Consider the following 14834-nt stretch of genomic DNA (forward strand, 5'->3'; position numbering starts at 1 on the left):
GACAGGCGGTTAAATGAGCCGCCTGCCCTTATTGAATCTTTTATTCAAAAAGCAATTCAATATCCTCTTCGCTAATCTGAGCAGATTCAAAGTCCGAAGGAGTGAAGTGAACATTTTGCTGACTAATCGTAAAATCAATCACGCGGTTTAGAGTTTGAATATACATATGCATAAATTCAGTTATACTTTCTTTTTCAAACATTGCTGTGCTGTACATCATATGGACCACCAACTGGTCGTTAACAATCAGGCTGTTGATTTCAATGCCAGCCGTTAGATGATTGGCGTAGTCCACATCTTGAAGGCCTGGAGTATGCTTATATACATAGTCTGAACTCTGACTTTCGTGATCGAACTGTCCCAGATAATTGAAGCGTAGGGGACGAATCTCTTTACTTTTTTCAATAGCTCCTAGCATGTATTTTAAAATGCCATAACCGATACCCTGTTGGGGAATGCGTCGGCGCAGTTCCTTGACATATGCAATGACACTGCCTATTTCTGTGCCTGGCACTTGAATACGTAAGGGATATAACGCCGTAAACCAGCCAACTGTTCTGGATACGTCTACGTGATCCAGGCTCCTTCCGTGATGCTCAACCTCATAAGTGAAATCTTCTAATCCAATCCATTCCTTTACACTTAACGCCAAGGCAGCCAGCAGTAAATCCACAGGCTCAGTATGATAGGCCTGATTCGCCTTGGTGAGCAATTTGTACGTATGGGCAGGGGAAAGTTCTCCTTCGACGACTGTACATGAAGCATAGTTTACGGCAGTGGATGGCTGGCTTGTGATGAATGCTGGAAAATGGTCGTTGCCGCCCTCCATTTCATTCCAAAAATCAAGCTCCTCCCGTAAATCCGCAGTAGTGGAATAATGATGAAGCTCCCTGGCAAAGGTTTGAACAGAGGCTGTTTTTCTCGGGAAATGTACCTCCTTGCCTTCTTCTAAGGCATGATAAGCCTCCAATAAATCCTCCAATATAATTCTCCAGGAAACTCCATCTACAACCAGATGATGCGCAGTGATGAACAATTCCCGAGTTCCTTGTCCGTGATCGAATATAGCTGCTCGAATAGGAAGACGGTGGGACAAATCGAAAGCGGATTGCAAGCTATGCACCAGCTTATTGAATTCATGCTGCCGAGCCTCTGCTGAAATAGGCGTCATGTCATGATAATCCAGCTTGAACGGGATTGCAGTGAGTTCCGGGTTATAAAATAACTTGCCATCTGGGTGCATGTTCATCCTTAAAGCATCGTGATGCTCAATTACCTTGTGAAATGCCTTTTCTAGAGCAGAACGATCCATTTCATTTTTCAGCAGAAGCAAGACCGATTGATTATAGTGATGAGGATTATGAAATGACTGCTCCATAAACCACATGGAGATCGGTGTAGGCTGAATTTCACCGCTGACGGGAACTGAATCATACAATCTGCTCTTTTGGCGTGTGTAATGAGCAAGCTCTGCTATACTGGGATGCGCTAAGACATCCTGTACACCCACTTCCAAATCATAGTTATTTAATTTGGATGTCATCTGGATCGCTTTAATAGAGTCTCCACCCAGTGCAAAGAAATTATCGTGGATACCTATGGTAGACGTATGGAACAGCTCTTCCCAAACCTGCACGAGAATGCTTTCCACCGTATTATGGGCTTCCTCATATATGTCAGTTAATCCAGAGGACACGTCTGGCACAGGAAGCTTTTGCTTGTCGACCTTGCCATTGGATGTAAGCGGGATGATTTCCAGCTGGAGTATGTGGCTTGGTACCATATAATGGGGAAGACAAGCATGTAAATAATCTTTGAGAAGCTCGGGAGAGATAGCACGATCAGATACATAATAGGCACACAAAATGGGATATCTATTTGCATCGTCTGTTTCCACAACGTTTACGACAACATGATGGATGTCAGGATAGGAGGATAAAGCTCCTTCAATCTCACCCAGCTCGATACGAAAGCCTCTGATTTTGACTTGGTGATCATTTCGGCCAAGGTATTCGATCAGGCCATTTTCCAGCCGTATCCCCATGTCACCGGTTTTATACATTCGTTCGCCAGGAACAAAAGGATTATCGAGAAACCTTTCTTTTGTGAGTTCCGGTCTGTTCAGATATCCCCTTGCCACTCCATGACCGGAAATGTAGAGTTCTCCTTTTACCTGCATAGGAACAGGCTTTAAATGCGCATCCAGCAAATATACAGCCACGTTATCGGAAGGAACGCCGATGGGAACGGATCTTCTGCTATCCCGGTCTGCATCATAAATATGGATCATGCAGCCTACAACGGTTTCCGTAGGTCCGTACTCATTGAACAGGGCAATACTTCCGCCAAACTTGGCATGAATGTTGTGAGCAAGACTGACTTTGAGATCTTCTCCTCCTACGATGCATTTGCGGACGCTCGATGTACGAATGTCCGACTCTTGTAGAAGGGACAAGTGTGCGGGAGTTAGCTTTACAATGGTTGTACGTTGGTCTTTCATCATGCGGAACAATACAAATTCCCCGGGATCATTATCCCTATAGAGGTTGATGGCATGGCCGCTGATTAATGGGGTGAATATGGAAGTGACGGTTAGGTCGAAGGCTATTGATGAATAACAGGCAAAGACTTCATGAGTTGCGGACAAGTAGGTTTTATTCGCCCACCATATGTAATTAACAAGTCCTCTGTGGAGAACTGCCACTCCTTTAGGTTTGCCTGTGGAGCCGGAGGTGTAAATCACATAAGCGAGCTGGTTCGGTCCGCTTTGTGGCTTCAAATTCGAGCAATCTCCATGGTACAGGGATGCATCGTCTACACGATAAACTCCTCTGGAAAATGAAATATCATCATCCAAAGGTGCATCGGTAAGAAGCAAAGCAGCCCCGGAATCCTCCAGCATATAGCTAACACGGTCAGCTGGATAGTGAGGATCTATAGGCAGATAGGCCCCACCTGATTTCAACACAGCTAAGATCGAAATGATAAGCTCAAATGAATGCCCAGCCATGATCCCCACGATACTCTCTTGCCCAATACCACGGCTTTTTAAAAACCTCGCCAGTTGGTTAGCTTGTTCATTTAACTCACGATAGGTTAACGTGTGCTCTTCAAAGTAACAGGCAATATTAGTAGCTTTTTCAACGACTTGCTGCTCAAATATCTGAGTAATGGTTAGGGACGAGGGATAGGAAGAACGTGTTTGATTCAGCCCATAGATCAGCTCATTTTGTTCCTGCGGAGATAGCATTTCAATTTCCGCAATCGGGGTCTGTGGATGCTCGATCATCTCGCTAACTATATGAATGATATACTCAAACATTTTTGCGATCTGTGTCTCACTGTAAGAATTCACTTTATAGTCAAAGTCCAGCGTAATTCTTCCGCTCCCCTCCCAGTCACGAATAACCAGTTGCAGCGCATAAGGTTGATAACCACTGAAAACCTCCTGAACTTCATAGGGGCATCCATCAAATTGGGGACTAAATTTCATATTGTAATAATTAACACACATATCAAACAGACTGTTATGTCCTTTTTGAGCAAGCTCCAGGTCACTAGCTAGAAGATCATATGGATATTTTTGGTGAAAATAAAAATTCATCAGCTCCGCCCCCACATGCTTCATCAAAGAGCAGGCGTCTAAAGCTTCATCCAGTTGGATGCGAAACGGCATGGTGCTGGTGAACATGCCAAATGTATTTTTTTGTTTTTTTCCCGATCTGTTCAGGACTGGAGTCCCGATCACCACATCGGTTTCTTGAGTCGTCCGGTAAATGTAAAGCAGAAGGGCGGATACGAATAACACGTTTACAGAAAGTTTGGAGCTTTGGATAAAGGTCTGAATAATACGTGAAGTTTCACTGTCGATGGTAAAGGAAGTTCGAACGGCCGAAATATCTTTGCTTTTGTTGATAGGTATCATGTCGGGTAAGGTTTGAAATTTTTCATGCCAGAATATTTTATTTTTTATAAAACGCTCAGATGTTAAATAGGCTTGTTCTTGATCAATGATCGGTATGTAGGAATATTCTTCATCATCAGGCAGGGGGGCGTGGTTAACCAGTAAAGTATAATACTGCGAAATTCGTTCAGACACGATATGTAAGGCCCAACCGTCTGCAATAATATGATGAAATTTACCCAAATAACCAACATCACCAGGCCCCAGCTTAAAAATAACAAAAGAATACAGTTTGGCATTCAACAGAGGCATAGCCTGTCCGCTCACAGCCTTCAGCCATTGTTCAAAATGAAGCAACGGATCGGGTTCATGACTAAAATCAATACAAGCGATCTGCTCCTTTTCATAGGGCTTTACGTACTGTACGGGTTCTCCATTTTGCTCTTCGATCTGGATGCGGAGGCCTTCCGTTTTGGAAATGAAGAGTTGAATCGCTTTCTCCAGCGCGTCAAACTCTAGTTCCTTTTGAATGCGTACAAGTCCGGTCAGATTGTGCATGGCTGTCGTGCCATATATTTTCTCGTTATACCAAACTCTTTTTTGAGAATGCGTTAATGCATAGAACATCCATTAGCCTCCTTATACATGCAGATATTGAAAAACATAGAGTCTACATAAAAATGATCCTAGCCGACCCAATAAAAACAATCAAGCAGAAAAAATGTATTTTTAAACAAAAAATAAAACGGATTTTCGACAATTTTATTCCAATTTAAAAAGGCGAGTTCCCTTTAAAAGGTTTCCGTAGGTTTACAATGGAATTTTTAAAAAGTGTGAATTAGCTCACTACATCCGATATGGATGAAATGTTAAGGTGTTAATACAATTTCGATAATATTGATAAATATTAATTTATTAAGTATTTCTGGTAATTGACTCTCCGATTTCGCAATCAATATCCTGGCATTCTTCCTTAATTTCCCTTTAAATAAATCCATCTATATTTAACATATATTTACTATTAAACTATTTAATTATTCATAAATTAAATATACAAATTGTGTATATTTATTCATGATGTTGAATACTGTTTATCCTAGTTTTTTTATGTAATTACTAGATAAATGGTCTTACATATATTGGTCAAGCAAGCTTTGATTACATATTACAAAGAAAGCTGGAGCGATTATGGAATGTAAAAAGATGATCATGAGAAAAATGGCAGCGGTTATCCTGATTTTCGCTTTAGTGGCTACATGTATTCCGCCCAGTCGTGCGGAGGCCGCAGCAGGATTGGATGAAAACACCACTCAGCGTTTGGAAGCATTTATTCACGAGAAGATGCAGGAAGGTCATATCCCTGGAATGACAGTTATTGTGATTCGTGGAAAGGAGACGGCCTATCTCAAAAGTTTTGGGTACGCCAATGTGGACAAGCAGGTTCCTGTAACACCCGAGACAAGCTTTGAAATTGCCTCTTGCTCCAAAGGATTTACAGCACTTGCCGTGCTGCAACTACAGCAACAGGGGTTGTTGAAGCTGGATGATCCCGTTTCAAAGTTTTTTCCATGGTTTCAAGCCAAGTATAAGCACCAAAATGTCGAGATTACACTGCGGCAGCTGTTACATCACTCCAGTGGCATTCCATGGTACACAATTACCGACATCCCGATCTCCAACCGTTCCGATTCCCTGGAACAGGTTGTACGAAATGTGAATGGTCTGGAATTACATAATCGTCCTGGCGAACGCTTTGAATATGCCACCATTAACTATGCAATCGTGGGGGCTGTCATTCAAAAGGTCACAGGGCAGCCTTACGAAGATTATATGAAGACCCATATTTTTCAGCCTTTAGGTCTGAATAAAACCACTCTTTATCCCACAGAAGCCGCACCCACGATGGCAACAGGCTACAAGAACGGCTTTTTTCAAGCACGTGAATATCAATCCCCTGTCTTTAGAGGAAACCGTCCCGCTGGTTATATCATGATGGACGGAAATGACCTCGCCACTTGGCTCAAATATCAGTTGGGCAGCCTGAAATCTCCCATGACTCCATTAATTATGGAAACTCATGCGCCTGACCGCACCGTTACCCCCAGCAAGTTTGATATGTCGTCTTATGCTATGGGCTGGGCTGACTATCAAAGCGGAAACGGAGAGGTGTCCAAGGCTGGATTAAATCCGAATTTTTCTGCTTATATGGTTTTTCGCCCTCAAGATCAGCTTGCTGTAGGGATTATGGCAAACAACGGTACCACGTTAACGTATATCACCGGGCATGGTCTTATGGACATTTTACGAGATCGTCAGCCTGTGTCTCCGTATGAGCCAGATCAGAAAACAGACAATGCGTGGTCCGTTATTACGATCATGCTGGCATGTTATGTGCTGGCGGTAGTGGTCCTGTTGATGACGGTGGTACGGGATATCATCCGTAAACAACGTGTTTTGAAGCCTTTGAATCCAAAAAAGCTGCTCACATGGCTGCTGTTTTTGCTTTGCAGTACACCGTTTTTGTATGGAGTTTATCTGGTTCCTACTGCCATGCAGGGCGTTTCTTGGACAACTGCGATTGTCTGGTCTCCGTTTAGCTTTCCGTTTGCGATTGCAGCCTTGGGGCTGGGATTGCTTTTGAGCTTTGGCTACCTGGTGCTGGGTACACTTTTTCCGAACACAGACGAAAATAAACGCTCGTTTCCTTTACTGGTAATGATGAGCTTGCTGAGCGGGGCGGCGAATGCCTTTGTCATTTTTATCGTCAATTTCTCAATTGGCAGCGAAATACCGCTCAAATATCTGCTGTATTATTTCGGATTAGCGCTGGCGGTTTATATTTTCGGTCGCAAGCTGATTGAAACCAAATTAGTGAAGATTACCTACAACATGATTTATCGAAAACGAATGGAACTGATTCAACGTGTGCTACACAGCTCTTATGACAAATTAGAACGCATGGACAATGGCAAAATTTTAGCCACTTTAAATAATGATACGGAGATGGTGGGTTTCTCGGCCAATGTGGCGGTTGGGTTCGCGACCAGCCTACTGACAGTCATCTGCTGCTTTGTTTATCTCGGTACGATTTCATTTTGGGGTACGATACTTTCTCTGGCTGTCATTGCGGTGATTGCCGCATTTTATAGCATCGTCAGCGGTACGGCTAACCGCTATTGGGAAGAGGCGAGGGATACTCAAAACGTGTATTTGGGGTTCATCGACCATATGCTCAAAGGCTTTAAAGAGCTTAGTATGCATGGACGCAAAAAGACGGAGTTTAGCAGCGATATTCAGGATAGCTGTGAACAGTATCGTCAAAAACGCTCCGTGTCCCGCATTAAATTTACCAATGCGCTGGTGCTGGGTGAGACGCTGCTGATTTTAATTTTAGGTGTAGTTACCTTTGTGTTCCCGACGATTTTCCCGAACATTAAAGATTACACATTAATTCAATTTGTTGTTGTGTTTCTCTATTTGATTGGACCCATCAACGGATTGTTGCAGGCTGTGCCGGAGTTGTTCCAGATTCGGACCTCCTGGCGAAGAATTAAAGCCTTTATTGCGGAAATACCGACTGATGACAGCGGAGAAGTGTATGATACTGCGAGTTTGGTGGATGAAGAAGTGGCTGTGGAACGAATTGGTTTTCATAATCTTAGCTTCGAGTACAGTAACGTGACTGGAGAGTCCAGCTTTCTGGTCGGACCTATTACACTGGAAGCGGCTAAAGGACAGATCATTTTCATCACAGGCGGCAACGGCAGTGGTAAAACGACACTTGCTAAATTAATGACGGCTCTCTATCCTCCACAAACGGGATACATCACGATCAATGGAGAAGTCATTGACGCCCGCACATCGGGTGAGTATTTTTCCACCGTCTTCTCTGATTTTCATCTGTTTGAGCGCTTGTACGACATTGATTATAAGGAAAAGCAGTCTGACATTGAGCGTTATCTGAAAAGACTGGGACTAGAGGAAAAAGTGACGGTCAAGGATGGATATTTCAGTACGCTCAAGCTATCAGGCGGGCAACGGAAGCGGCTTGCGCTCTTAATCTGTTATCTGGAGGATCGACCCGTATATTTGTTTGACGAATGGGCTGCCGATCAAGATCCGGAATTCCGAAAGTTCTTTTACCATACACTTCTGCCTGAAATGAAGGCGGCGGGTAAAATTATTTTCGCCATTACGCATGATGACCATTATTTCCATACCGCAGACCGGCTGCTGAAGATGGAAATGGGGCAGATGAAGGAGCTGGAAGTGCTGAGTGCTGAAGTCAGTGGCTCATAACCAATCCATTAAAATTTATAAAAAAGTGTGGGTTTAGCATGCAAAACTACATTGTTGTCAAAGGTGCAAGACAACACAACTTGAAAAATATCTCTTTGCGGATTCCGCGAGATCAACTGGTTGTTTTCACGGGAGTTAGCGGCTCGGGGAAATCCTCGCTTGTTTTCAATACACTATATGCGGAAGGGCGACGACGCTTAATGGAGTCGCTGTCCGCATATGAACGAATGGGCTTGCGAAAAACGGAAGAGGCGGATGTGGACTTGATCGAAGGGTTGTCTCCGGCAATCGCTATGGAGCAAAAGACGGTGTCGCGCAACCCGAGGTCAACCGTGGGTACATTGACCGAAATCTCCTCTTTTGTCCGGTTGTTGTTTTCACGAACAAGTCGGGCGGTTTGTCCCTACTGTCAGGAAGCACTGTCTGTACAGACAAGGAAAAAAATCACGGAGCAGGTACTCCGATGCTCACCTGATACTTCAATAGAAATCTATGCGCCGATCCTTTCCATGCCACATGAAGGGCCTGTCGCGTTGCTGAAGGAAATACAAAAAAAAGGCTACACCCAATTAAGCTGGAATCAAAAAATGCTGGATATAGAGCAAGCAGAAGTTTTGTTTTCCGGTAGGTCTCTACAGGCCGTACATCTAGGAAAAGGAGACAGTCAGCTGGGGGTACTGGTTGGCAGAATTACGATTTCAGCTTCCGTGGAGCAACGCAAAGATATCCAAGCTATGGTGGATAAAGCACTGGATTTAGGAGATGGCTGGATTCAAATTCGACCTATGGTTGATAAACGATTCGTATGGAATTCAAATTTTGGCTGCTCCTGTTGTAGCATGGTGGCGAGTGAAGTTTCGGCAGGGGCTTTCTCGTCGAATAGTCCTTTGGGTGCTTGTCCGACTTGTACAGGACTGGGCACTCATTATGAAGTAGATCTGGAACGTGTGATTCCTGATCGATCCAAAACTCTAGCTGAAGGAGCGATTCAGCTACTTGGCTGGCAATGTGAGCAAGAGAAATTTCATAAAAATCGAAAAATTTTGGAGGGACTGGCGACCCGATATCATTTTGATCTGAATACGGCGATCAAGGATCTGCCAGATGAGGCGTTATACGCTGTGCTATACGGTACTCAAGGGGAAAAGATTGCAATTGAGAATCCTGCTACAGGTGGCAAGCTGATGCACGAAAGATTTGCAGGTATTGTGAATCTTATTTATGAGCGCTTTAACGCTAATGCCAAGGATGAAATGAGCGCCACGAAAGCGGAAGACAAGGAAGTGATGCGGGAACAAGTATGTCCGAGCTGCGGAGGAACACGTTTGAAGGCAGAACGACTGCTGTATCGTGTGGGGGACAAAACGATCCGCGATTTTTCGAACATGCCGTTGGTTGAGCTGTATGCAGGCTGTGATGAACTACTGCGAACGGCACCTCAAGTTTTCGAGAGTCTTGCAGCTGTGGCCCAGCCCATTTTACAGGAAATCAAGACTCGATTGACGCTACTGCTGGATATGGGACTGGACTATTTAGATCTGAACCGTCCGGTGACCCTGCTCTCGGGTGGTGAATCACAGCGCGTACGCTTGACGACCCAACTAAGCTCAGGGCTGATGGGCATGATCTACATTTTGGATGAACCCAGTGTCGGATTACACCCGAAAGATACCGGGAAAATGATAGCTATGCTTCACAGACTACGGGATTTGGGAAATACCATCTTGGTCGTCGAACATGATGAAGAGATTATGGTTCAAGCGGATTATCTTGTTGATATTGGGCCTGGCGCAGGATTGCTCGGCGGTGAAATTGTAGCACAGGGTACGGTGGAAGAAGTCATGAACAATTCGAAGTCTTTGACAGGACAATATTTGAGCGGCAAGCAAGGTATTCCTGTTCCCACCCAGCGAAGAAAGGCCCGTGACGGGAAATATCTTGAGGTGATAGGAGCCAGGGAGAATAATCTACAGAACCTGAATATACGTATTCCATTGGGGTGTTTGGTTTGTGTTACAGGGGTATCTGGATCAGGGAAAACCACGCTGGTTCATAACGTAATATATGAAAAATTACGTTCTCGCCTGGATGGTAAATCTGCATATCTGAAGCACAATGTAGAGCTGAAAGGAGAAGCGTCGATTGATCAGGTGATCTGTATCGATCAGAAGCCAATTGGACGGACACCGCGATCCACTCCGGCTACCTATGTGGGGGTGTTTGACGCTATTCGAAAGCTATTTGCCAGGACGGAAATAGCTAGGCAGTTCCAACGAAAGAGTGCACATTTTAGCTTCAATTCACCGGGTGGACGCTGTGAAGTTTGTTCAGGACTCGGGGTGATCGTTACTGAAATGCAGTTTATGTCTGACGTTGAAATGGTTTGCGAGACGTGCCGGGGCAGACGCTACAGCGAGGATATACTGGCAATTACATATCACGAGAAGAATATTGCGGATGTATTGGAGATGAGCATTGAAGAAGCTGCTGTTTTCTTCGCGGACCAACCGGATATTTACGGCAAGTTGAAGCTCATGAACGAATTGGGTCTTGGTTATATGAAGCTGGGTCAGTCTGCAACGACATTATCTGGCGGGGAAGCCCAGCGTATTAAGCTGGTAGAGGAGCTAAGTCAGTTAAAAAAAGGGCGCAGCCTGTTGTACATTTTGGATGAACCGACCACAGGCTTGCATCCCGATGACATTCAGCGACTGCTAACCATCCTCCAACAGCTCGTGGATGAGGGCAACACCGTACTCATCATTGAACATAACCTGCATCTGATCAAAACAGCAGATTATGTGATAGATCTTGGCCCTGAAGGGGGAACCCGAGGTGGACAGCTAGTGGCAGCTGGAACGCCTGAGCAGGTTGCGACCTGTGAGCACTCCCATACCGGAGCTTTTTTACGTAACTTAGGAATGGATTACGACGAGAACGAGGTGAGAGCATGAGCAACAGATTGGAACATTTACGCATTCTCCCGACAGGCCCCCTAAATTATTATCTGCAAAAGCGATACAACGATCTGCCATGGGTGCACAAGTTTGGCTTGGATCACATCAAGGTAAAGGGTGATTTTATACTCATTCATGCATGGAAGCCTGGGTATGTGAAGCTAACACGGGAACAGGCGAATCTTCTCAAAGCAGCCATTGAAAAAGGTGAAAACCCAGAGGACAAGCTTCCTCGGTTACCAGAATCATGGCTACTGGACGGAGAAGATGAACCTGATGTGGAAGGACTCTTGGCTAAGGTCATCGTGCCCGAGTTATTCGAACTGCTATCCCCGGAAAATCTTCAAGAAGACGTGACCAGTCCGCAATCTATCCGGTTAAGAGCTATTTTGGAGCGTGTCGCCGAGCATGTACCTGTTTTTCCAGCCATTCAGAATCCCTATGAGCTGCGTCGTTTTCTGGAGGTCGTGAAGAGCCAAAAGCCTAAAACAGTCGTTGAGATCGGGACAGCCAGCGGCGGTGTATTTTATTGCCTGAGTCAACTGGCCGATCCGGACGCGTTGCTCGTCAGTATTGATTATCCAGGTGGACCGTATGGAGGTGGTCAGGATGACAGTGAGGTGCAGCTCTATTCCAGCTTTGGTAGCACGGGGCAGCAGTTTTCTTTTATTCGAGACCGTTCATTTCACTGCTCCACCAAACAGGACTTGAAAAAGGTTCTAGGAGAACGGCAGATTGACCTTCTATTTATTGATGGAGATCATTCCTACGGTGGAGTGAGTTCGGATTTTCGTATGTATCAAGAACTGGTGGCACCGGGCGGCATGATTGCTTTTCATGATATCAGCATGCGGCCTGAAACGTGGGGAAGGGGTTATGATGTTGGCGTTTTCTGGGATGAAGTGAAACAAAGTTATCCCTCCTTTGAGGAGTTTGTAGACCCAACGGGCTGTCGAGAGCCATTTATTCGTCACCCGCAAGAGGGACTGTTCGCATATGGGATTGGCACCATCATTCAATTGTAAGGGGGGAGAGAAACCATGAGCCACCGTCCATTGAACAAAACACGTGTGGAGGACGTCATTGGTTTGACTCCCATGCAGGAAGGAATGCTTTACCACTATTTACGGGACAAGGATACAGGAGCTTATTTTGAGCAATACAGCTATACGCTGCAGGGTCAGCTTGATCTATCTGTCTGCTGTGAGGCGTGGAAATGGACGATTCAACAGCATGAAGTGCTGAGAAGCGTATTCCGCTGGGAAAAGATCCAGAACCCGGTTCAGATTGTCCTGAAAGAACGCGTCCTATCTTTCACTTTCCATGACCTCACAGGAATGGAAGATGTGGAGCAAGAGACGGTACTACAGGAGCTGCGCGAGGCAGACCGTGCTGTAGGATTTGACCTGTCTGAGGGCCCCCTATTGCGGACTACGGTGTTTAGGCTGGCGCATGATCGTCATATCATGATGGTCAGCAACCACCATATTGTGATGGATGGCTGGAGTAATGGCATTGTGCTGGGTGAGTTTATCCGGGCATATGATGCGCTGCGTGCAGGCCGGGAGCCAGAACGATTAGCCAAGCCGCGTTTTGGAGAGTACGTGAAGTGGCTTAGTACGCAGGATAGAAGCGGAAGCAAGGCATTTTGGCAAGCTTACCTGACTGGATATGAGGTTCAGCCCCTGTGTTTACCCGATATAATTGCTGGATCAGAAATAAGCGATACGGCTTGCGAATCGTATGTTTTGCAATCGGAGCTGGTGAGGGGGCTTGAAGCTGTTGCGAAGGAAGAATCCGTGACAGTAGGTACCCTTTTTACAGCGGCCTGGGGTATTCTGCTGCAAAAGGTTAGCAGACGTCAGGATGTGCTTTTCGGCACGACGGTATCTGGTCGCTCTAGCAGCCTGCCTGGAATTGAACGGGTAGTGGGGCTTTTGATGAACACGGTTCCTGTACGGTTACAGTCAGGCAATGGAGATACGCTGCAACAAGCCTTGCTCGATATTCAGCAAGCCAGCGTAGCGAGACAGCCCTACGAAACAACGCCGCTTGTGGATATACAATCTTACGGCAATTTCAGAAGCACAGAGCGTCTTTTTGATACGTTGCTTGTGATTGAAAATTATCCGCTGGAGATCAATCGACAGAGTGAATTGACCTTGGAATCCTTTTCTGGCCATAGCGTAACGGATTATTCACTTCTGGTGAGCATTCATCAAATGGAGCAAACGACCATCCAAATCATGTATCAGCCCTCAAAATATGAGCCGTCCGCGATTGAACTGTTATGTGAACGTTATGTTGCTTTGCTCAGGCTGATCGTTACAGAAAGAGATTATGCCATTCAGAATATTCACTCCTTGACGGAGATGGAAAAGAGACTGGAAGAGGTTTGGGCGATTGAATTTGACTATAGCCCGAATACTTTGAAAAGGAGTGTATGAAGATGAAGAAGCCGAAAGCTTGGGAACAAATGGATTCCTATCAATGGATGACCACGAAAGAAACCGCCCACTATTACCGACTCATCGCCAATTTAATGAAGGAGATTCACGCCAAAATTCCGGATGAACAGTATCATTTGGACAAAGTAGCGACAGAAACGGATATTCGTGAGGAAAACTTTCAGGGAAAAAACTATCAACGCGCAGTCATGTATTTAATGTCTAACGGATGTGAGTGGGCCCTGAAAAACGGAAATGGCTGCACCATGTGCGGTCATTTGGCTAAGCAAACACGTAAAGACGGCCCACTCTCTGCCCATTATTATTTGGAGCAATTTAGTGAGGAATTTAAGCGGATTGATTTTAACAAATATCCTTTACTCAATCTGTATAACAACGGCTCCATTCTCAACGACAATGAAGTTCCGGCTGAAGCGCTGTGGGAAATCATACGCATGGTTGGAGAAAAGCCTGAGATCAAAATGCTGGTCATCGAAACCAGACCCGAATTTGTAACGAAAGAAAATATGGCGGAAATTAAGCGTCTTTTACCGGATAAGCATGTGGAAGTCGCTATGGGGCTCGAAATGATTGACGACTTTTTGCGGTATGTATGCATAAACAAAGGCTTTTCCTTAAAGCAATTTGATAAGGCCGCCCGCTTGGTGACCCAGGAGCTGAATTTACGCAGCTATGTGTTGCTGAAGCCGCCTTTTATTACGGAACAAGAGGCTATCGAACATGCCGTACAAACGATTGAGCATGCTTTTGAGCTCGGTACGACGACCGTTTCACTGGAAAGCTGTACCGTACAGGATTATACACTGGTGCAATATTTAAGTGACCAGGGTGCCTATAAACCGGCATGGCTCTGGAGCATCGTTGAGGTGGTAAAACGGACGGCGCATTTGGGCAAGATCATCGTCGGCTTGTTCCAATTCTATCCTTCTCCTGTCGGGGTGCCTTACAATTGTCCGCATTGCAGTGATCGAGTAATGGAGGCGTTGAAGGAGTATAATCACACTCTTGATCCGAGCGTTCTGGAACATCTGGATTGCAGCTGCAAGGCTGAATGGGAGAAGGAACTGAATCACGTTCATCCTCCTTTTGAGGAAAGACTGAGCATTTTGAATAGTGAATTAATCAAGTGATTCATTGAGATTATCAACTGAAAAATAGGGTGGATTCGTCAGCTCATGAAGACCTGGAACGGTTGACAGAGAGGGG

The 14834-nt window shown here is 45.2% G+C and carries 6 protein-coding genes; 5 read left to right on the top strand and 1 reads right to left on the bottom strand.

The features are described 5' to 3' along the window. Positions 1-40: 40 nt before the first annotated feature. On the bottom strand, positions 41-4531 hold the full coding sequence (locus KAI37_RS05550) for a non-ribosomal peptide synthetase (RefSeq protein WP_220030887.1): 4491 nt from the start codon (positions 4529-4531) through the stop codon (positions 41-43). Positions 4532-5107: 576 nt separating this feature from the next. On the opposite strand from KAI37_RS05550, the gene KAI37_RS05555 reads away from it, so the two are divergent. Genes KAI37_RS05555 through KAI37_RS05575 form a run of 5 tightly spaced genes read left to right on the top strand, consistent with a single transcriptional unit; the run spans position 5108 to position 14758 of the window. Continuing rightward, a complete protein-coding gene (locus tag KAI37_RS05555) occupies positions 5108-8203 on the top strand; it encodes a cyclic peptide export ABC transporter (RefSeq protein ID WP_258383050.1) in 3096 nt (1031 codons plus the stop codon). A gap of 38 nt (positions 8204-8241) precedes the next feature. Continuing rightward, a complete protein-coding gene (gene uvrA / locus KAI37_RS05560; RefSeq protein ID WP_220030889.1) occupies positions 8242-11157 on the top strand; it encodes an excinuclease ABC subunit UvrA in 2916 nt (971 codons plus the stop codon). Further along, positions 11154-12185 (top strand): class I SAM-dependent methyltransferase, encoded by a 1032-nt coding sequence (locus KAI37_RS05565; RefSeq protein WP_076292320.1) that lies wholly within the window; start codon positions 11154-11156, stop codon positions 12183-12185. The genes uvrA and KAI37_RS05565 overlap by 4 nt, the downstream gene beginning before the upstream one ends. A gap of 15 nt (positions 12186-12200) precedes the next feature. Beyond that, on the top strand, positions 12201-13607 hold the full coding sequence (locus tag KAI37_RS05570) for a condensation domain-containing protein (RefSeq protein ID WP_220030890.1): 1407 nt from the start codon (positions 12201-12203) through the stop codon (positions 13605-13607). 2 nt (positions 13608-13609) lie between these two features. Continuing rightward, positions 13610-14758, top strand: a complete 1149-nt coding sequence (locus KAI37_RS05575) for an archaeosine biosynthesis radical SAM protein RaSEA (protein WP_071639839.1) — start codon at positions 13610-13612, stop codon at positions 14756-14758. Positions 14759-14834: the final 76 nt, after the last annotated feature.

It is taken from the genome of Paenibacillus sp. S25 (assembly GCF_019454085.1).
Classification (GTDB): Bacteria; Bacillota; Bacilli; order Paenibacillales; family Paenibacillaceae; genus Paenibacillus; species Paenibacillus polymyxa_B.

What these genes read in the sequence shown, in the direction of transcription:
- uvrA (WP_220030889.1), top strand. Translation starts at nt 8,242, where the DNA reads ATGCAAAACTACATTGTTGTCAAAGGTGCAAGACAACACAACTTGAAA.
- KAI37_RS05565 (WP_076292320.1), top strand. Translation starts at nt 11,154, where the DNA reads ATGAGCAACAGATTGGAACATTTACGCATTCTCCCGACAGGCCCCCTA.
- KAI37_RS05555 (WP_258383050.1), top strand. Translation starts at nt 5,108, where the DNA reads ATGATCATGAGAAAAATGGCAGCGGTTATCCTGATTTTCGCTTTAGTG.
- KAI37_RS05575 (WP_071639839.1), top strand. Translation starts at nt 13,610, where the DNA reads ATGAAGAAGCCGAAAGCTTGGGAACAAATGGATTCCTATCAATGGATG.
- KAI37_RS05550 (WP_220030887.1), bottom strand. Translation starts at nt 4,531, where the DNA reads ATGTTCTATGCATTAACGCATTCTCAAAAAAGAGTTTGGTATAACGAG.
- KAI37_RS05570 (WP_220030890.1), top strand. Translation starts at nt 12,201, where the DNA reads ATGAGCCACCGTCCATTGAACAAAACACGTGTGGAGGACGTCATTGGT.